This is a genomic window from Loktanella gaetbuli (assembly GCF_020531945.1).
GTDB classification, from domain to species: Bacteria; Pseudomonadota; Alphaproteobacteria; order Rhodobacterales; family Rhodobacteraceae; genus Loktanella; species Loktanella gaetbuli.
Map to the genome: position 1 here is coordinate 343,221 of NZ_JAJATZ010000003.1, position 17,966 is coordinate 361,186.

Sequence of the window (17,966 nt, forward strand, 5' to 3'; positions counted from 1 at the left end):
GTGACCGGCGCAGACCGGACCTGTGGGGACGAGCCATGAACCTGACACGACGTTTCGCCATTTTCGGGGCATTGGGCGCGTTTCTCGCTGCATGTGCCGGTAAACCAGCGCGTTTTCTGACCTACAACGGTCCCGAGGTGACACGCGTTCAGGTGTTCAAGGGCCAGCGCATTCTGCAATTGCTGCACAACAACCAGTTGTTGAAGCAATACGAAATGGAAATGGGGTTCGCCCCCGAAGGTCACAAGGTCGTCGAAGGTGACGGTCGCACGCCCGAAGGCGCCTATCGTATCAATCGCCGCAACCCCAACAGCCGGTTTCACCTGTCACTGGGCATTTCCTACCCGAATTCGCGCGATATCGCGGTGGCACGTGCCATGGGTAAATCACCGGGCGGCGATATCTTTATCCACGGCACGCCAGAAATGTATATCGGACAGCCCGACTGGACCTGGGGCTGTATCGCCGTCACCAATCCCGAGATTGAAGAAATCTATGCCATGGTGCGCGACGGCACGCCGATCTTTATCTACCCTTAGCGCGTGATCGCGGGGGTGAACCCTGCGACACTGGCGATTGGTGCCTGTGCGAACGGGTCGCTACCCATGTTCATCGTCCACCACAGCTTGCCGTTTGCCTCTTGGGACCAAGCAAGGCCCATGCGCCGCGCGGCCGGGTCCAGCACGACACGGCGCGTGTCTTCTTGCTTCATCCAGGCGGCGAGGGTTTCCAGCTCTGTTTCGTAGGATTCAGCGATGTTTTCGCCCAGAATCCGACCTCGGAATCCTGCGATGCGTGCCCGGTCCAGCGGTGACGATCCGTCAGATCCGAACAACCAGGGACGGTTCTGGGCCTGCATGTCGCGGGCATGGGTGGCAGCCGCGGCGGTCAGCTGCGGGTCCAGCTCCACCGATGGTACGCCGGCAGCGCGACGCAGGGTATTCACACTGTCCAGCATGCGAAACTGGATGTCATCCTCGTCGCCAGGCTGAATGTTGTAGACCTGCGGCAGCGGCAGGCCGTCAGGGCCGATCCGGCCACGCGGTGCGCGTGCGCAGGCAGTCAGTGAGACGGTGGCCAGACCAGTCAGAACAAGGCGTCGATGCATCAGGTGATCCTTCAAATTCAGCTCTGTGTTACGCGAGCTTGCGATGCTAATCAAACACGCTTCGGCAAGGCTTTGCCCAATGCACGCAAGTTTGAATTGTCCGCTGGATACGCCCCGCCTATCCGTTGCAAAAGCAAAATAAGAAGCTGAGGTGGATTTGATGAAGAAACCGACCCTGATCACGCGCCGTGCCATGCTGGCAACCGGTGCCGCCGCCCTTGCGACACCTGCATTGGCGCAAGCCAACAGCACCGAGATGGAAGCCAACATCCGCGGTGGCAGTGCCGTCACGCGTAACGTCGCCAGTTTCCGGTCGCTGGACTGGCGCCCCTACTTTGGCAGCTTGACGAATGGTGCGATCCTCGTCGACCTGCAAAGCCGGGCGCTGCATTACTGGAGCGAGGACGAAAGCATCTACAAGCTGTATCCCACGTCCGTTCCGCTGACCGACGATCTGACCCGCCGTGGCGAAACCGAGATCATCAAGAAGGTCGATGGCCCCGACTGGCGTCCGACCCCGTCGATGAAGGAACGCAACCCCGAATGGCCCGATTACATCGGTCCCGGCCCCGACAATCCGCTGGGCACCCATGCGCTGTGGCTGACATGGCAGTATTACCGCATCCACGGCACCCACGACACGCGCAAGATCGGTCGCCGGTCATCGAACGGCTGCATCGGTCTGTACAACGAACATATCGCCGAGCTGTTCAACATGACCAAACTGGGCACGCAGGTTCTGGTTCTGTAACGGATCAGACTTGCCGGAATGCAGGCGCGCGGGCCGGTCAGGCCGCGCGCTTTTCCGTGTCTGGTTGCAGGCCTTTTGACAGGGCTGCCGACAGCAGGATCAGCGGCAGGGTAAGGCCAAACACCCAACGCAACCCGATGTGTTCCGCGACGAAACCCAGCAGCGGCGGTCCCAGCAGGAATGCGACAAAGCTGAACTGCGCGAGTGCTGCGACATTGACCGATGACGGTCTGTCCGTGCGTTGTGCTGCGGCGGACATGGCCAGTGGAAACAGCGCCGACGTGCCGGCCCCGATCATGGCGAAACCTGCGAGTGCGACCCAGGCATTCGGCGCGAAAAAGACCATGACGACGCCGACAGCCATTGCCACCTGCATCCCGCGCGCGACAGGGACGGGCTGGAAACGGTCGACGACCGGGTCCGCGAAATAGCGCAACAGCGCCTGGGAAAGCGCCACGGTCGCCACGGTCAGCCCGCCGAAATAGGGCGCTGTCTCGAAAATCGTGCGCATGTAGATCGCGGACCAGTCGATCGATCCGCCTTCCAGCACCATGGCGGACAGGCACAGCCCGACCAGCGCCATGATCGCCAGCGACGGCCTTGCGACCATGGATGACGGACCGGTCATTTCCGATCCCCGTTTCGGTGCGGCGCTGAAATCCGACAGCAGCAGCCAGATCGCGGCACCCGACAGCGGCACGACCAGCGCCAGATGCAGTTGTGGCGACAGCCCGATCTGCGCCATCAGCGCACCGAACAGGCCGGCACCGAAAAACCCCAGCGACCAGAACGCATGGGCGCGGTTCATGATACGGTAGGGCAGGGTCGCCTCGACCCGGTCGGCCTCGAGGTTGATGATGATCTCGACGGTGCCCAGCGTCAGGCCCGCGGGCACCAGCAACAAGAACAGCGCGACCGGCCCGGTGGCATGGACGGCAATGGCGTAGAATACCGACATGGCGCACAGCGCGGCAATCATCGACCGTTTGTGACCGAACCGTTCGATCAGCGGCGGGGCCAGTGTCAGCGCAATCAGTGTGCCGACGGGCGCCCCGATCAGCCCAAGGCCCAGCGCACCTTCGCCAATGCCCATCGCGTCCTTGACCGTGGGCAGGCGGGTGAACAATTGACCCAAGATGAATGCATAGATTGCAAATCCCGCAAAGACGCGGTGCTGCGGTTTCATCCGGCCAATGATCGACATGGAACCCTCCCTGATGTCAGCGTGATCGCTGACACGGGCAGGGCAAACGCGCAAGCCCTACTGGTCGATCCAGCCCGTCAGGTTGCGGTCGATGACACCAGACAGCGCGTGGATATGCGCGGCGTCAGCGTTGAGGCACGGGATATAGGTGAAATGCTCGCCACCCGCTTCTTCAAAGCTTTCCTTGATCTCTTCGTTGATCTCTTCCAGCGTTTCGATGCAATCGGCTGAAAAGGCAGGCGCGCAGACGGCGATGTTTTTGACGCCTTCTTCTTCGGCCAGACGAGCGACTTCCTTGACGGTGTAGGGTTTCAGCCATTCCTCTGGCCCGAAACGCGACTGGAATGTCGTGACGATTTGCGTGTCGTCCCAGCCCAGCCGTTCCTTCAGCAGGCGCGTCGTTTTCTGGCACTGGCAGTGGTACGGATCGCCCTCACGCAGATAGCGTTCCGGCACACCGTGATAGGAACAGATCAGTTTTTCCGGTTTCTTGTCCATCTTGGCGTAGGCGGTTTCGATGGATTGGGCCAAGGCGTCGATATAGGCCGGATCCTCGTAATAGGGTTCGACCACGCGGGCGATCGGTTGCCATTTTTCCTGCATCAACGCGCGGAAAAACTGGTCGTTTGCTGTGGCCGACGTGGCTCCAGCGTAATGCGGGTACAGCGGGAAAAACAGAATTTTCTGGCAACCGGCCTCGGTCATTTCGCGGACCTTGGATTTGGTCGACGGGTTGCCGTAGCGCATGCAGAAATCGACACGCACACGGTCGCCATAGCGCTTGTGCATCTCTTCCTTGATGGCGGCGGTCTGTTCCTTGGTGATCGTCAGCAACGGGCTTTCGTCCGCTTCGGTGTTCCAGATCGACCGGTAGGCCGCGCCAGAGGTAAAGGGGCGTTTCGACAGGATGACCAGCTGCAGCAGGGGCTGCCAGATCCATGCGGAATAATCGACCACGCGCTTGTCCGACAGAAATTCGTTCAGATAACGCCGCATCGACCAATAGTCGGTGCCGTCAGGTGTGCCGAGGTTCGCCAGCAGAATCCCGACGCGGGCCGGTTCAATGGCAGGGTGGTCCGCAGGGGCATGGACCGGGCATGTGGCGGGGCGCACTTCTGACTTTGCGTCGAACATCGAAAACTCCTCTGCGGCGGGGTAGGGGTCAGATAAACGCTTTGCGGCTCAGGTCAATCTATGGACGGGTCCAGCGGTGCCTCTGGCACGCCCAGCGCGTCAGCCAGCCGGGTCTTGGCAGAGCCGGGGCGCAGGGGCTGCTGCTGGTTGGCGGCAGGGCACCATCCCGTCAGCGTGACGATCTCGAAGGTGGCGGTGACGCGTCCGTCCGGCGTGCCGAAGTGATCCGCATACAGCTGCGTTGCCGCATCCATGACCCTGCGGCGTGTCGGATGCCGCAGGCGTGCGTCCAGCGCGTTGCCTTCGCCCATGGCGCGCAAGTCACGCATCAGCGCCAGGGCATCGGTATAAGTCACTGTTATCGTGTCGGAATCAGCGACGGGAAGCGCGAATCCAGCACGTTGCAACAGCCCGCCCAGATCGCGGATTTCGCCCATCGGCGCGATCCGTGGCGACAGCCCGCCGGTGATACGCGCCTCGGCCTGTCCCAATGCGCTGCGCAGCTCGTTTAGTGTCTGCCCCCCGAACAGTGTCGCCAGAAACAATCCGTCCGCACGCAAGGCCCGCCGCGATTGCACCAACTGCCCCACGAGATCCTGCGCCCAGTGCAGGGACAGGTCGTGGATCACCAAGTCGAACGCCTCTTGCGGCAGATCAAGAATATCGTCGTCTGCGACAATTCGCGCGTCTGCCCGGCGCGTCTGCCACAGGTCTGGCCGCGGCGTGACGATCGCCACATCCGTAAACGACCTGTTAACCTCTTGCAGTCTTTCCTCGACATCGTCGATGGCGCGGACGCGCAGGAAATTTTCGGTGGCGCGGGCGCGATTGCGTATCAGGGCGGGGCGGTCGGTCAATGGCTGCATCCGCGTCATGTAGGGGCAAGCGATGAAGTTGCAAAGCGTGATCCGCGCCATCTATCCCGCCAGTTGCGTCGCCTGCGATCAGCCCACGGCTGCGGAAAATGGTCTGTGCGGCCCGTGCTGGCGCGATACGCGGTTCATCACCGGCACGGCCTGCGACCTGTGCGGTGCGCCCCTGATGGGGGACGACGCAGGCGGTGCGGTGCTGCATTGCGACGACTGCATGACCCTGGCGCGTCCCTGGGCGCGGGGACGCGCGGCGTTGGTCTACGACGGGATCGGTCGGCGGATGGTGCTGGGTCTGAAACACGGCGACCGCACCGATCTGGCCGTGCCTGCCGCGCGCTGGATGACGCAGGCGGCGTCCGGGCTCTTTGACGATGACACCCTCGTCGTGCCGGTTCCCGTGCATTGGTCCCGCCTGTTGGCGCGGCGCTATAATCAGGCGAACCTGCTGTCGACGCTGGTGGCCCACCGGTTGGGCTTGGAACATCTGCCTGATGCGTTGGTGCGCCCACGTCCCGCACCCAAGATGGTGCAGACAGGCCGCAGCGCCCGCTTTGCCGCCCTCGACCGCGCCATCCAGCCCCATCCGCGCCGTGGGGTGGCGATGGCGGGTCGTCGCATGTTGATCGTGGATGACGTGATGACCACGGGTGCCACGCTTGCAGCTGCGGCTGACGCGGCTTTGCGCGCTGGCGCACAGCAGGTGCATGTCCTCACACTGGCAAGGGCGGTCAAAGATGACTAGATATGATCAAACCCACTGAACCCGAGGGATCGTCATGTCATCCGTTGAAATCTACACCACACCGACCTGTGGTTTCTGCCACGCCGCCAAACGCTTGCTGACCTCCAAGGGTGTGGCGTTTCAGGAAATCTCGCTTGCACAGCAGCCCGAAAAACGGGCCGAGATGATGCAGCGCGCCAATGGTGGCCGCACCGTGCCGCAGATTTTCGTGGGTGAGGTGCACGTGGGTGGTTGCGATGATCTATATGCGCTGGAACAGGCGGGTAAGCTGGACGCCCTCTTGGCCGCATGAAGGCGGCGCTGGTCCAACTGACCAGTGGCGACGACCCGGATGTCAATCTGGGCGCAACACAGGCCTATGTGGCGCAGGCTGCCGCGGCCGGTGCCACCCTGATCTGCACGCCAGAGGTGACGAACTGCGTCAGTCAGGACCGGGCGCACCAGCAGCTTGTTCTGCGCCGGCAGGACGATGATCCCACGTTGACAGCCCTGCGCGCGCAGGCGGCGGATCTGGGAATCTGGCTGTCCATCGGGTCGCTGGCGCTGAAAACGGATGACGTGGACGGACGGTTCGCCAACCGCAGTTTCCTGATCGATCCAAACGGCGCGATAGCGGCCTACTACGACAAGATCCACATGTTCGACGTGACCGTCAGCGACACGGAAAGCTATCGTGAATCCGCGGGCTACCGTCCGGGGGCGCAGGCCGTGACGGTGCGCGCGGATACGGCCACGCTGGGCCTGTCGATCTGCTATGATCTCCGGTTTGCGTATCTCTATCGGGCATTGGCGCAGGCGGGTGCCGATATCCTGCTTGTGCCGTCTGCGTTTTCTCCGGTCACGGGGGCGGCCCATTGGGAAACGCTGCTGCGTGCGCGTGCCATTGAAACAGGGTGTTTCGTCCTTGCTGCCGCCCAGACCGGCACGCATCCCGCACAGGCGGGGCGGCCGCGTCAGACCTGGGGGCATGCGCTGGCCGTGGCCCCCTGGGGAGAGGTGCTGGCCGACGCCGGCACCACGCCCGGCGTGACGGTTGTGAACCTTGACCTGACGCAGGTAGAACAGGCCCGGCGGCGTATTCCGGCGTTGTCGCATGACAGACCATTCGCGGGGCCACATTGACCGATACCAATCAGCACCTTGCCGTCAGCCTGTTCAGCGAACTGCTGGCCGTGGATCAATTGGTGCGCCATGCCCTGACGCGTGTGCTGCCCAAGGGGATGGAACTGTCGCACTTCAGCGTGCTGAACCATCTGGCCCACAGCAACGCGGAACGCTCGCCCACGCAGCTGGCGCAGACCTTTCACCTGACGCGCGGTGCGATGACAAACACGCTGACCAAGCTGGAGTGGGCAGGCTATATCCATATCCGCCCCGATTGGGATGACGCCCGCAAGAAGATGGTGTCGATCAGTCCGGCGGGTCGCGCCGCCCGAGACGCGGCCATCGCGGCGATCACACCGCTGGTTGCAGATGTCGCCGGCAAGGTGGGCGAGGACAAGGTCCGCGCCGCCCTGCCGCTATTGCGCGAACTGCGGGTCAAATTGTCGGATCAGACCTGACGTCCCGCGCAGTATCCTAGCCGGCGGGCCTGACCGCGGCGGTGACATAGTTCACCGACAGATCCTTGGGCGACATCGACCAAGTGAAACTCAGCGGGTTAAACACGTAACCTGTGCGGTCAACGGGTTCCATTCCGGCCTTGGTCATCATGCCGAATAGCTCGTCCGGGGTGATGAATTTCGACCATTCATGCGTCCCCTTGGGAAGCCAGCGCATCACCCATTCGGCCCCGACGATGGCCATGGCGAATGATTTGGCGTTGCGGTTGATGGTCGAACACAGGTGGATCGCGCCCGGTTTCAGCAGATCGTGGCAAGCGTCCAGATAGCCTTGGGGATCGGCCACATGTTCGACCACTTCCATGTTCAGGACGACATCGAACTGTTCGCCCGCTGCGGCCAGCGCCTCGGCGGTGCCCACACGGTAATCGATGTCCAGTCCGGATTGTTCGGCATGAACCCGTGCGACGGGAATGTTTCGGGGGGCCGCATCGACGCCCACGATATCGGCCCCCAGCCGCGCCATCGGTTCGCACAACAGACCGCCACCGCAACCGATGTCGAGGATGCGCAGCCCGGCAAAGGGCCGGTCGGCCGACAGGTCGCGGTTGTAATGGGCGGCCACCTGCATCGTGATATAGTCCAGCCGGACGGGGTTCATCATGTGCAGCGGTTTGAACTTGCCAGTCTCGTCCCACCATTCTGCAGCCATCGCCTCGAACTTGGCGATTTCGCCGTCATCAATCGTATTGGTATTCATCGCGTCCTCAAGTGGGTTGGGCGTGGATTTAGATTGTAGCGCACTATATGCCACTGTCATGGACAGAAGCCTGAAACAAAAGAGCGCATCAGCCTATCTCTACCCGCCGATTGATCCGTTTGATCAGCGGACTCTGGACGTTGGTGATGGGCATACGGTCTACGTTGAACAATGCGGAAACCCTGCGGGCATTCCCGTGGTCGTCCTGCATGGTGGTCCGGGCGGTGGATGCAGCCCCGCGATGCGCCGCTATTTCAATCCCGAACACTACCGGGTCATTCTGTTCGATCAGCGCGGTTGCGGACGATCAAGGCCCCATGCCGCGGTCAGCAACAACACGACCTGGCATCTGGTCCGCGATATCGAACTGATTCGCGAAACGCTGAAAATTGACCGGTGGATCGTGTTTGGTGGCAGCTGGGGTGCGACACTGTCGCTGATCTATGCGCAAACGCATCCCGACCGTGCAGCGGCCCTTGCGATCCGGGGCGTGTTCCTGATGACGCAGCCGGAACTGGATTGGTTCTATGGCGGTGGTGCGGGCCGGTTCTGGCCCGATCTGTGGGACCGCTTTACCAAGCTGATCCCCGAGGACGAACACGGCGACCTGATTGCGGCCTATCACAAGCGCCTGTTTTCCGGCGACATGATGCAGGAAATCAAATACGCCCGCGCCTGGGCTGCCTGGGAAAACGCGCTGGCAGCGATAGACAGCGATGGTGTGACCGGCGAATCCCCCGCCGATTATGCCCGCGCATTTTCGCGGCTGGAAAACCACTATTTTCAGAATCAGGGCTGGCTGGACGACGACACGGCGATCCTGAACCGCATGGACCGTCTGGCGCAGATCCCCGGTGTCATCGTCCAGGGGCGCTATGACATGATTTGTCCGCCGATTTCGGCCTACAGGCTGTCGCAGGCCTGGCCAATGTCGAAGCTGAAGCTGGTCGGGCGCGCGGGTCACGCGCTGTCGGAGCCGGGGATCAGCGCAGAATTGGTGCGGGCGATGGACCGCTTTGCCGCCCAGCGCGCGGCCCTGGGCCTATAGGGTTTGACAGGACGGCCATTGCGGCCGAACCTGCAAGACAGTCACAGCACAGGCAGGCCATGTCAGACCGACGCGCACAGACCAGTATTCCCAACCGCCGCCGCCTGTTGCAGGGCGCGGTGGCTGCCGGTGTGCTGGGGCTGACAGGGCTGCCTTTGCGGGCGCAGTCGCGTGGTGGCACGCTGATCGCGGGTCTGGGCGGGGCGCATCCGTCCGACAGTTGGGATGCGCGCGGTCACAGCGATCTGTTCATGATCGCGGCGGGTCAGGGTGCAGTGTTCGATTGCCTGACGGAAATCGCTGCTGATGGCAGCCTCAAGGGTGAATTGGCCGAAAGCTGGGACAGCACGGATGGCCAGACCTGGGTTTTCAATCTGCGGCGTGGCGTGCGTTTTCACAATGGTGCGGATTTCGGCCCTGCGGATGTGATCGCCTCGTTGAACCTGCACCGCGACGACGACCGCGCCTATGGTGCGGGCGCAATCGTGCGTTTGATCGACGATCTGCGGGCGTCCGGCCCGTATCAGGTCACGTTGAAACTGACTGCGCCGAATGCGGATTTCCCCTACTTGCTGTCGGATCACCACCTGTTGATCTATCCGGCAGGCCAGATGAACGCAGCGATGCGCGACGGGATCGGCACAGGTCTGTACCGCGTGACGTCGTTTCAGCCCGGTCGGCGCATGACGGCGGTGCGCGTGGACGATCATTACAAGGGCGAGACGGCGGGTTGGTTCGACCGGATTGACTATGTCGCGATGAATGATCCCGCAGTCCGGCTCTCGGCGTTGCTCGCGGGGCGTGTGGATGCGATCAACCGGGTCGCCCCGGCGGATGTGACATCAATCGCGGCACATCCGCGACTGTCGCTACAACAGGTATCGGGCAACCAGCACGATGCGTTTCACGTGCCGCAGGGCCCGGCAGCGCATGATTTGCGGGCCGCCTTGCGTCATGGGATAGACCGGCAGGCCTGGGTCGATGACCTCTTGGCGGGATATGGTCAGGTCGCCACGGACAGTCCGATTGGCCCGGCGAACCCTCATTTTCAGGCTGGCCACACCTTGGCCTGCGATCCTGACCGGGCAGGCTACCATCTGGCGCAGGCTGGTTTTGGTGCAGCGCGGATCACGCCGTCATGGGGCGCAACCGGCCCCCGGATCAGCTTGCGTGATGCGTCGGGCCGCGAAGTTCTGACCTGTGCGGGGATCGGATCCGCCGGGCGGGCAACCGCCGACTGGATGTTGCTGGTGGCCTATGGTCAGGCAACCGACGGGATCGAGGCATCCGACCGGTTCCGGGACTTGCTGCGGCAGGGGCGGTCCACGATGGACGCCGACCTGCGCGATGCAGTCTATGCCGAGGCGCAGATGCTGCTGCGTGATCAGGGCCGCGCGATCATTCCGGCCTTTGCCACGACGCTTCAGGCCGCATCGACGCGGATCGGCACGCCAGCGCAACTGGGGCACCAGCGACCGATGGACGATGCACGCATGGCCGAACGATGGTGGATGGCCTGACATCCAGCCACGGGGGCGCTGATCGGCATCACTTGCAGTTTGTCTGAGGTTGCTCTATGTGATGCTCAACAGCGGCGTGCTGGCCTCCACCCCCAGCGCCCAACCGGAATTTCGAACGGGCCGCGCGCCCGTTTTTTTGTGCTTGGAGGAATCCATGAACGACCTCATCGCCAAGGCGGCCATCGACCGTCGCATCGCAGAGATCATTACCCCCGTGGTCGAGGACCTGGGCTATGAAATCGTGCGAATCCGTCTGATGTCCGGCAAGGAAACGACGCTCCAGATCATGGCGCAAAAACCTGACGGCACCATCGAAGTCGATGACTGCGGCAAGATCAGCACCGCCGTGAGCGCCGTCATGGATGTCGAGGACCCGATCCTGGACGCCTATACGCTGGAGGTCAGCAGCCCCGGTATCGACCGCCCCCTGACCCGTCTCAAGGATTTCGAACAATGGCAGGGGTTCGAGGCCAAGATCGAAACGGACGAGCTGATCGACGGTCGCCGTCGGTTCAAAGGCGAATTGGCCGGCGTCGAGGGCGACGAAGTGCTGATCGAAATCGAAGAAGGCACCATCGGCCTGAAATTCGAATGGCTGTCGGATGCGAAACTGGTCCTGACCGACGACCTGATCCGCGAGGCTCTCAAGGGTCGCAAGGACGGCGGCCTGATCGACGAGACCCAATTCGACGAAGTCCAGACCATTATTGACAGCGACGACAACGTCGCCCCCGACAAGAGATCGAAAAAGCGACCGAGTTCGCGCAAGGAGATGAACTGATGGCCATTACATCCGCCAACCAGCTAGAGCTTTTGCAGACCGCAGAGGCCGTGGCACGCGAGAAAAACATCGACCCCGGTCTGGTGGTCGAGGCGATGGAAGAGTCGCTCGCGCGTGCGGCAAAGTCGCGTTATGGCGCTGAAATGGACATCCGCGTCAGCATTGACCGCAAGACCGGTCGTGCGACGTTCACCCGTGTGCGCACGGTGGTGGACGAGGAAGAATACGAAAACTATCAGTCGCAATTCACCGTCGAGACCGCAAAGGGTTACATCGAGGACCCAAAGGTCGGCGACACGCTGGTCGAACAGGTTCCTCCGGTCGAACTGGGCCGCATCGCGGCACAATCCGCCAAGCAGGTGATCCTGCAAAAGGTGCGTGAAGCCGAGCGTGACAAGCAGTACGAAGAATTCAAGGATCGCGCCGGCACGATCATCAACGCGATGGTCAAGCGTGAGGAATACGGCAACGTCATCGTGGACGTAGGCTCTGGCGAGGCGATTCTGCGCCGCAACGAAAAGATCGGCCGCGAGGCATACCGCCCCAACGACCGCATCCGCTGCTACATCAAGGACGTGCGCCGCGAACAGCGCGGCCCGCAGATTTTCCTGTCGCGGACCGCACCGGAATTCATGGCCGAACTGTTCAAGATGGAAGTGCCGGAAATCTACGAAGGCATCATCGAGATCAAGGCCGTTGCCCGTGATCCCGGTTCGCGCGCCAAGATTGCCGTCATTTCCTATGACAGCGGCATCGACCCCGTGGGTGCCTGCGTGGGTATGCGCGGCAGCCGCGTCCAGGCCGTCGTGAACGAGCTTCAGGGTGAGAAAATCGACATCATCCCCTGGAACGAGGACATGCCGACGTTCCTGGTGAACGCATTGCAGCCCGCCGAGGTCAGCAAGGTCGTTCTGGACGAAGAAGCTGGCAAGATCGAAGTGGTCGTGCCCGATGAACAGCTGAGCCTGGCCATCGGTCGTCGCGGTCAGAACGTGCGTCTGGCGTCGATGCTGACCGGTCTCGATATCGACATCCTGACCGAAGAAGAAGAATCCAAGCGCCGTCAGGCTGAATTCGAAGTCCGCACCAAACTGTTCATGGACACGCTGGATCTGGACGAATTCTTTGCGCAGTTGCTGGTGTCCGAAGGATTCACCAACCTCGAAGAAGTCGCCTATGTCGACGCAGAGGAACTGCTGGTCATCGAAGGCGTGGACGACGACACCGCCGGAGAGTTGCAGGCACGCGCCCGCGACTATCTGGAGGCGCAGAACGCCAAGGCGCTGGATCGCGCCCGCGAACTGGGTGCAGAGGACAGCCTGATCGAATTCGAGGGGCTTACACCGCAAATGGTCGAGGCGCTGGCCGAGGATGACGTGAAAACGCTCGAAGATTTCGCAACCTGTGCCGACTGGGAACTGGCCGGTGGCTGGACCATCGTCAACGGCGAGCGTCACAAGGACGAAGGCACGCTGGAAAAATTCGACATCAGCCTCGAAGAAGCGCAGAACATGATCATGACGGCCCGCGTGATGCTGGGTTGGGTCGATCCCGATGACCTTGTATCTGACGCGGACGATGCCGATATGCACGAGGAGGCAGAGGCCTGAGGCCTCTGACATCGCGATGGCGCGCGGCGGATTGAAAAAGAACCGGGATGATGGCCCCGAACGGCGGTGCATCGTCACCGGCGAGACGGCCCCGAAATCGGGTCTGGTTCGGTTCGTCGTGGGGCCAGAAAATCTTGTTGTGCCCGATGTACTGGAAAAACTGCCCGGACGTGGCATGTATGTGTCATCCACCCGTGACGCGTTGGATGCCGCGAAAAAGGGCCAGTTCAGCCGATCCGCGAAACAGGCGGTGACGGTGCCTGACGATCTGGCGGACGAGGTTGAACGGCAGATGACGCGGCGTGTGATTGACCTGATCGCGATGGCCCGCAAGGCGGGTCTAGCGATCTGTGGCTTTGAAAAGGTCAAGGGCTGGCTAGCGGGTGGCGCGCGTGTCCGCGTGTTATTGCAGGCCGCCGATGGGTCTGACCGCGGCAAGGCGAAACTCTGGACCCCGGAAGGGGCCCGCTATTTTAACTGCCTGACGGGTGCCGAACTGGGTTTGGCATTCGGACGGCAAAGTGTGATACATGGTGCGCTCGCGACTGGCGGAATTAGCGACCGTGTTGTAATGGAGGCCGCAAGACTGCGCGGCCTGCGCGAGATTGACGACAGCGATCCGGCTGTCGGGAAGGATATATAGCTAGATGAGCGATACTGACGGCAAGAAACCACTCGGCCTTGGCGGGTCCCGCCCCAGCAACGTAAAGCAAAGCTTTTCGCATGGGCGGACCAAGAACGTTGTTGTGGAAACCAAGCGCAAGCGCGTGGTTGTGCCGAAACCCGGTGCAGCGAAACCCACGACATCCGGAACAGCAAACCGACTGGGCGGCGATCCGTCCAAGCGGCCCGCAGGCATTTCCGATGCAGAGCTGGAGCGCCGGATGAAGGCACTCGCGATGTCCAAGGCCCGCGAGGCCGAGGACGCTGCGAAACGTGCCGCCGAGGAAAAGGCGCGCGCCGAAGAGCGTGACCGCCGTCGTGCCGAAATCGAGGCGAAAGAGGCCGAAGACCGCGAACGCGAAGAACGCGCCAAGGCAAAAGCCGCCGAGGAAGAGGAAAAGCGCCGCAAGGAAGAGGCCGCGAAAAACGCGCCTGCGCCTGCCGCGTCCCCCGATCCCGCTGCCGCAGCACCCGGCGAAACAGCCGTGTCGCGCCCCTCTGCCGCGCCGCGCAAGACAGACCGCGACCGCGACGTGAAACCCCGCGACAGCAAACCCGGCCGCAGCGACGATGGTCGTCGGTCCGGCAAGCTGACGGTCAACGACGCATTGCGCGGCGGTGCCGGCGGTCGTCCGAAGTCCATGGCCGCCATGAAGCGCAAGCAGGAACGCAATCGTCAAAAGGCGATGGGCGGTCAGGTCGAGCGTGAAAAGGTCGTGCGCGACGTGCAGCTGCCAGAGGCAATCACGGTCGGTGAACTGGCGAACCGCATGGCGGAACGCGTGTCCGACGTGGTGAAATCGCTGATGCAGATGGGCATGATGGTCACGCAGACCCAGACCATCGACGCGGATACCGCTGAATTGATCATCGAGGAATTCGGCCACCGCGTTGTGCGCGTGTCCGATGCCGACGTCGAGCAGGTCATCGAACAGTCCGAGGACAAACCTGCTGACCTGAAACCGCGTGCGCCGATCATCACGATCATGGGCCACGTCGACCACGGTAAAACGTCGCTGCTGGACGCGATCCGCAACGCCCGCGTCGTCGCAGGCGAGGCTGGTGGCATCACCCAGCACATCGGTGCCTATCAGGTTGTGACAAAATCCGGTCAGACGCTGTCATTCCTCGACACGCCCGGCCACGCTGCGTTCACGTCAATGCGGTCACGCGGCGCGCAGGTCACTGACATCGTCGTTCTGGTGGTTGCCGCTGACGATGCGGTCATGCCCCAGACGATTGAGGCGATCAACCACGCCAAGGCCGCCAAGGTCCCGATGATCGTCGCGATCAACAAGATGGACAAACCGTCGGCCGACGCCAACAAGGTCCGCACGGATCTGCTGCAACACGAGGTCATCGTCGAGGCGATGTCTGGTGACGTGCAGGACGTCGAGGTTTCGGCTCAGACGGGTCAGGGTCTGGACAACCTGCTGGACGCCATCGCGTTGCAGGCCGAAATCCTTGAACTCAAGGCCAACCCCGACCGCGCTGCCATGGGCGCCGTGATCGAGGCGCAGCTGGACGTGGGCCGTGGTCCTGTCGCGACCGTTCTGGTGCAGAACGGCACGCTGAAGCAGGGCGACATCTTTGTTGTCGGCGAACAGTGGGGCAAGGTCCGCGCGTTGATCGACGACAAGGGCGACCGCGTCAAAGAGGCCGGTCCGTCCGTTCCCGTCGAGGTTCTGGGCCTGAACGGCACGCCAGAGGCAGGCGACGTTCTGAACGTGACCGAAACCGAAGCGCAGGCGCGTGAAATCGCCGACTACCGCGCACAGGTCGCCAAGGACAAGCGGGCCGCACTGGGGGCCGCCACGACGCTGGAACAGCTGATGGCCAACGCCAAGGCCAACGAAAACGTCAGCGAACTGCCGATCGTCGTCAAGGCCGACGTGCAAGGGTCTGCCGAAGCCATCGTTCAGGCGATGGAAAAGATCGGCAACGACGAGGTGCGCGTGCGCGTCCTGCATTCCGGTGTGGGCGCCATCACGGAAACCGATATCGGCCTTGCCGAGGCATCCGGTGCACCTGTCTTTGGCTTTAACGTGCGTGCAAATGCGACCGCGCGGAATTCGGCCAACCAGAAGGGCGTCGAGATCCGCTATTATTCGGTGATCTACGATTTGGTGGATGACGTGAAATCCGCCGCCAGCGGCCTGCTGGGTGACGAGATCCGCGAAAAGTTCATCGGCTATGCCAACATCAAAGAGGTGTTCAAGGTTACGGGCGTCGGCAAGGTTGCAGGCTGTATCGTCACCGAAGGTGTGGCACGTCGGTCCGCAGGCGTCCGCCTGCTGCGCGACAACGTCGTGATCCACGAAGGCACGCTGAAAACGCTCAAGCGTTTCAAGGACGAAGTTGCCGAAGTGCAGTCCGGTCAGGAATGCGGCATGGCGTTCGAGAACTACGAGGATATCCGTGACGGTGACGTCATCGAAATCTTTGAGCGCGAATCGGTCGAGCGGAACCTGTAAGGGTCCGCAATCGACGCGCAGTCCGACAACAGGCTCGTCAGCGATGCTGGCGGGCCTGTTTTTTTTGAGTATTTTTGGCAAGATGATACAGCACGGCCGCCGCAGGCAGTGCGCGGCAGCCGGGTGTCTAGAGCCAGTCGCGCAGGATGGGGATGAGCGGGATGTCGGCGGGTGGCATGGGATAGTCGCGCAACTCTGATGCGCGGGCCCATTTCAGGACCTGGCCCTCGCGCCCCTGTGGTGTTCCGTTCCATTTGCGGCAGGCGAACAGGGGCATCAGCAGGTGGAAATCATCGTAGCTGTGGCTGGCAAAGGTCAGCGGCGCGAGGCAAGAGGCCCAAGTGTCGATCCCCAGCTCTTCTTGCAGTTCTCGGATCAGTGCAGCCTCGGGGGTTTCGCCGGGTTCGACCTTGCCGCCGGGAAATTCCCACAGGCCCGCCAGCGATTTGCCGGGTGGCCTTTGGGCCAGCAAGATGCGGCCCTCGACGTCGATCAGGGCAACGGCGGACACGAGGATCGTTTTCATGACCGGTAATCCGCGTTGATGCGGATATATTCATGGGTCAGATCGCAGGTCCAGACAGTGCAGGTTCCATCGCCCAGCCCGAGGTCGACATTGATGTCGATGTTCTGGCCTTTCATGTAGGCGGCGCAGGCGTCCTCGGAATATTCGGGTGCGCGCCATCCGTCACGGGCCAGCACCAGATCGCCCAGGCGAATGGTCAACAGGTCGCGGTCGGCCTGTGCGCCGGACTTGCCGACCGCCATGACGATGCGGCCCCAGTTCGGGTCCTCACCGGCGATGGCGGTTTTGACCAACGGGCTGTTGGCGGTCGCCATGGCAACCAGACGCGCATCGGTGTCATTGGCTGCACCCGTGACGTTCACGGTCACGAATTTGGTGGCCCCCTCGCCGTCGCGCACGACCTGATGCGACAGGTCCAGCATGACAGCATGCAGCGCGTCCGCAAACGCGGCATTGTCGGTCACGTCCACGCCGGATGTGCCGGTAGCCCCCATCAGCAGCGTGTCGGATGTAGACGTGTCGCTGTCGACGGTGATGTTGTTGAATGTCCGGTCTGTCAGACGCAACAGCAAGGATTGCAGCGCGCTGTGGCCGATCTGTGCATCGGTAAAGATATAGACCAGCATGGTTGCCATATCGGGCGCGATCATGCCCGACCCCTTGGCGATGCCGGCAATCTGAACGGGCTTTCCGTCGATGGTGACAGTCTGTGCCGACCCCTTGGCAAAGGTGTCGGTTGTCATGATGGCGCGGGCGGCCTCGGCGATCCCGTCGGGTGACTGGGCTGCCATCAGGTCGTCCAGTTTGGCGGTGATCCGATCGTCCGGCAACGGTTCCCCGATCACCCCGGTCGAGGAGGTGTATACCCTGTCAAGCGGCACATCCGCGCGGGCGGCGACACCTTCGCAGATGCGTTTGACCGAGGATTCGCCCGCCTTGCCCGTGAACGCGTTGGAATTGCCGGAGTTTACAAGGATGGCTGCCCCTGCCTGCGCATCGCTGCCCATCTTGGCCTGGCAGTCCAGCACGTTGGCCGACCGCGTGGCCGACCGGGTAAAGACGCCTGCAATGGTGCTGCCGGGGGCCAGCAGCGCCAGCATCACGTCAGTGCGGTTCTGGTATTTGACCCCCGCGGCACCCGCCGCAAAGGTCACGCCGTCGATGACGGGCAGGTCAGGAAATGCAGCGGGTGCAAGCGGGGACAGAGCCAT

The 17,966-nt window shown here is 62.3% G+C and carries 19 protein-coding genes; 12 read left to right on the forward strand and 7 right to left on the reverse strand.

Annotation, left to right across the window (positions count from 1 at the left end; all coding sequences use genetic code 11):
* Positions 1–35 precede the first annotated feature (35 nt).
* A complete protein-coding gene (locus LGQ03_RS08280; protein WP_226748028.1) occupies positions 36–539 on the forward strand; it encodes a L,D-transpeptidase family protein in 504 nt (167 codons plus the stop codon).
* On the opposite strand, the gene LGQ03_RS08285 is transcribed toward LGQ03_RS08280, so the two are convergent.
* Positions 536–1,108 carry a CAP domain-containing protein gene (locus LGQ03_RS08285; RefSeq protein ID WP_226748029.1) on the reverse strand — a complete coding sequence of 191 codons (573 nt, stop codon included), beginning with the start codon at positions 1,106–1,108 and terminating at the stop codon, positions 536–538. The two genes, LGQ03_RS08280 and LGQ03_RS08285, sit on opposite strands and share 4 nt — an antisense overlap.
* A gap of 160 nt (positions 1,109–1,268) precedes the next feature.
* Between LGQ03_RS08285 and LGQ03_RS08290 the strand changes: the two genes are divergently transcribed.
* Positions 1,269–1,859, forward strand: coding sequence for a L,D-transpeptidase (locus LGQ03_RS08290; RefSeq protein ID WP_090158700.1), 591 nt, complete (start codon positions 1,269–1,271; stop codon positions 1,857–1,859).
* A gap of 37 nt (positions 1,860–1,896) precedes the next feature.
* Here the strand turns inward: LGQ03_RS08290 and LGQ03_RS08295 are convergent, their stop codons facing one another.
* From LGQ03_RS08295 to LGQ03_RS08305, 3 genes are read right to left on the reverse strand one after another with little or no spacing between them, the layout of a single operon-like run.
* Complete coding sequence (locus LGQ03_RS08295; protein ID WP_226748030.1) at positions 1,897–3,063, reverse strand: MFS transporter; 1,167 nt, start codon at positions 3,061–3,063, stop codon at positions 1,897–1,899.
* A gap of 57 nt (positions 3,064–3,120) precedes the next feature.
* A complete protein-coding gene (gene hemH, locus LGQ03_RS08300) occupies positions 3,121–4,197 on the reverse strand; it encodes a ferrochelatase (RefSeq protein WP_090158083.1) in 1,077 nt (358 codons plus the stop codon).
* A gap of 53 nt (positions 4,198–4,250) precedes the next feature.
* Positions 4,251–5,072: a methyltransferase domain-containing protein gene (locus LGQ03_RS08305; protein ID WP_226748188.1), complete on the reverse strand. Its 822-nt coding sequence runs from the start codon at positions 5,070–5,072 to the stop codon at positions 4,251–4,253.
* Between the two features lie 13 nt (positions 5,073–5,085).
* Between LGQ03_RS08305 and LGQ03_RS08310 the strand changes: the two genes are divergently transcribed.
* From LGQ03_RS08310 to LGQ03_RS08325, 4 genes are read left to right on the forward strand one after another with little or no spacing between them, the layout of a single operon-like run.
* Positions 5,086–5,811: a double zinc ribbon domain-containing protein gene (locus LGQ03_RS08310; protein ID WP_226748031.1), complete on the forward strand. Its 726-nt coding sequence runs from the start codon at positions 5,086–5,088 to the stop codon at positions 5,809–5,811.
* A 34-nt stretch (positions 5,812–5,845) separates the two neighbouring features.
* Complete coding sequence (gene grxC, locus LGQ03_RS08315; RefSeq protein ID WP_090158081.1) at positions 5,846–6,103, forward strand: glutaredoxin 3; 258 nt, start codon at positions 5,846–5,848, stop codon at positions 6,101–6,103.
* Positions 6,100–6,933, forward strand: coding sequence for a carbon-nitrogen hydrolase family protein (locus tag LGQ03_RS08320; RefSeq protein WP_226748032.1), 834 nt, complete (start codon positions 6,100–6,102; stop codon positions 6,931–6,933). Before grxC ends, LGQ03_RS08320 begins: the two co-directional genes overlap by 4 nt.
* Positions 6,930–7,373: a MarR family winged helix-turn-helix transcriptional regulator gene (locus tag LGQ03_RS08325; protein WP_177172618.1), complete on the forward strand. Its 444-nt coding sequence runs from the start codon at positions 6,930–6,932 to the stop codon at positions 7,371–7,373. The genes LGQ03_RS08320 and LGQ03_RS08325 overlap by 4 nt, the downstream gene beginning before the upstream one ends.
* A 16-nt stretch (positions 7,374–7,389) precedes the next feature.
* Here LGQ03_RS08325 and ubiG read toward each other — a convergent pair whose 3' ends face one another.
* On the reverse strand, positions 7,390–8,133 hold the full coding sequence (gene ubiG, locus LGQ03_RS08330; RefSeq protein ID WP_226748189.1) for a bifunctional 2-polyprenyl-6-hydroxyphenol methylase/3-demethylubiquinol 3-O-methyltransferase UbiG: 744 nt from the start codon (positions 8,131–8,133) through the stop codon (positions 7,390–7,392).
* A 58-nt stretch (positions 8,134–8,191) separates the two neighbouring features.
* On the opposite strand from ubiG, the gene pip reads away from it, so the two are divergent.
* The 6 genes from pip (at position 8,192) to infB (ending at position 16,229) form a co-directional block, all read left to right on the forward strand.
* Positions 8,192–9,181: a prolyl aminopeptidase gene (pip, locus tag LGQ03_RS08335; RefSeq protein ID WP_226748033.1), complete on the forward strand. Its 990-nt coding sequence runs from the start codon at positions 8,192–8,194 to the stop codon at positions 9,179–9,181.
* Between the two features lie 59 nt (positions 9,182–9,240).
* Positions 9,241–10,701: an ABC transporter substrate-binding protein gene (locus LGQ03_RS08340; protein WP_226748034.1), complete on the forward strand. Its 1,461-nt coding sequence runs from the start codon at positions 9,241–9,243 to the stop codon at positions 10,699–10,701.
* Positions 10,702–10,855: 154 nt separating this feature from the next.
* Complete coding sequence (gene rimP / locus LGQ03_RS08345; protein WP_056030666.1) at positions 10,856–11,482, forward strand: ribosome maturation factor RimP; 627 nt, start codon at positions 10,856–10,858, stop codon at positions 11,480–11,482.
* The gene (gene nusA / locus LGQ03_RS08350) at positions 11,482–13,092 is read left to right on the forward strand and encodes a transcription termination factor NusA (protein WP_226748035.1); all 1,611 of its coding nucleotides are present in this window, start codon (positions 11,482–11,484) and stop codon (positions 13,090–13,092) included. The genes rimP and nusA overlap by 1 nt, the downstream gene beginning before the upstream one ends.
* Before the next feature lie 16 nt (positions 13,093–13,108).
* Entirely contained in the window at positions 13,109–13,735 is a 627-nt protein-coding gene (locus tag LGQ03_RS08355; protein WP_090158075.1) for an RNA-binding protein, read from the forward strand.
* A gap of 4 nt (positions 13,736–13,739) precedes the next feature.
* Entirely contained in the window at positions 13,740–16,229 is a 2,490-nt protein-coding gene (gene infB, locus LGQ03_RS08360) for a translation initiation factor IF-2 (protein ID WP_226748036.1), read from the forward strand.
* 127 nt (positions 16,230–16,356) lie between these two features.
* Here infB and mutT read toward each other — a convergent pair whose 3' ends face one another.
* Positions 16,357–16,755, reverse strand: a complete 399-nt coding sequence (mutT, locus tag LGQ03_RS08365) for an 8-oxo-dGTP diphosphatase MutT (RefSeq protein ID WP_226748037.1) — start codon at positions 16,753–16,755, stop codon at positions 16,357–16,359.
* Positions 16,752–17,966, reverse strand: a complete 1,215-nt coding sequence (gene argJ, locus LGQ03_RS08370) for a bifunctional glutamate N-acetyltransferase/amino-acid acetyltransferase ArgJ (protein ID WP_226748038.1) — start codon at positions 17,964–17,966, stop codon at positions 16,752–16,754. The genes mutT and argJ overlap by 4 nt, the downstream gene beginning before the upstream one ends.

What these genes read in the sequence shown, in the direction of transcription:
- LGQ03_RS08280 (WP_226748028.1), top strand. Translation starts at nt 36, where the DNA reads ATGAACCTGACACGACGTTTCGCCATTTTCGGGGCATTGGGCGCGTTT.
- LGQ03_RS08285 (WP_226748029.1), bottom strand. Translation starts at nt 1,108, where the DNA reads ATGCATCGACGCCTTGTTCTGACTGGTCTGGCCACCGTCTCACTGACT.
- LGQ03_RS08290 (WP_090158700.1), top strand. Translation starts at nt 1,269, where the DNA reads ATGAAGAAACCGACCCTGATCACGCGCCGTGCCATGCTGGCAACCGGT.
- LGQ03_RS08295 (WP_226748030.1), bottom strand. Translation starts at nt 3,063, where the DNA reads ATGTCGATCATTGGCCGGATGAAACCGCAGCACCGCGTCTTTGCGGGA.
- hemH (WP_090158083.1), bottom strand. Translation starts at nt 4,197, where the DNA reads ATGTTCGACGCAAAGTCAGAAGTGCGCCCCGCCACATGCCCGGTCCAT.
- LGQ03_RS08305 (WP_226748188.1), bottom strand. Translation starts at nt 5,072, where the DNA reads ATGACGCGGATGCAGCCATTGACCGACCGCCCCGCCCTGATACGCAAT.
- LGQ03_RS08310 (WP_226748031.1), top strand. Translation starts at nt 5,086, where the DNA reads ATGAAGTTGCAAAGCGTGATCCGCGCCATCTATCCCGCCAGTTGCGTC.
- grxC (WP_090158081.1), top strand. Translation starts at nt 5,846, where the DNA reads ATGTCATCCGTTGAAATCTACACCACACCGACCTGTGGTTTCTGCCAC.
- LGQ03_RS08320 (WP_226748032.1), top strand. Translation starts at nt 6,100, where the DNA reads ATGAAGGCGGCGCTGGTCCAACTGACCAGTGGCGACGACCCGGATGTC.
- ubiG (WP_226748189.1), bottom strand. Translation starts at nt 8,133, where the DNA reads ATGAATACCAATACGATTGATGACGGCGAAATCGCCAAGTTCGAGGCG.
- pip (WP_226748033.1), top strand. Translation starts at nt 8,192, where the DNA reads ATGGACAGAAGCCTGAAACAAAAGAGCGCATCAGCCTATCTCTACCCG.
- LGQ03_RS08340 (WP_226748034.1), top strand. Translation starts at nt 9,241, where the DNA reads ATGTCAGACCGACGCGCACAGACCAGTATTCCCAACCGCCGCCGCCTG.
- rimP (WP_056030666.1), top strand. Translation starts at nt 10,856, where the DNA reads ATGAACGACCTCATCGCCAAGGCGGCCATCGACCGTCGCATCGCAGAG.
- nusA (WP_226748035.1), top strand. Translation starts at nt 11,482, where the DNA reads ATGGCCATTACATCCGCCAACCAGCTAGAGCTTTTGCAGACCGCAGAG.
- LGQ03_RS08355 (WP_090158075.1), top strand. Translation starts at nt 13,109, where the DNA reads ATGGCGCGCGGCGGATTGAAAAAGAACCGGGATGATGGCCCCGAACGG.
- infB (WP_226748036.1), top strand. Translation starts at nt 13,740, where the DNA reads ATGAGCGATACTGACGGCAAGAAACCACTCGGCCTTGGCGGGTCCCGC.
- mutT (WP_226748037.1), bottom strand. Translation starts at nt 16,755, where the DNA reads ATGAAAACGATCCTCGTGTCCGCCGTTGCCCTGATCGACGTCGAGGGC.
- argJ (WP_226748038.1), bottom strand. Translation starts at nt 17,966, where the DNA reads ATGGCTCTGTCCCCGCTTGCACCCGCTGCATTTCCTGACCTGCCCGTC.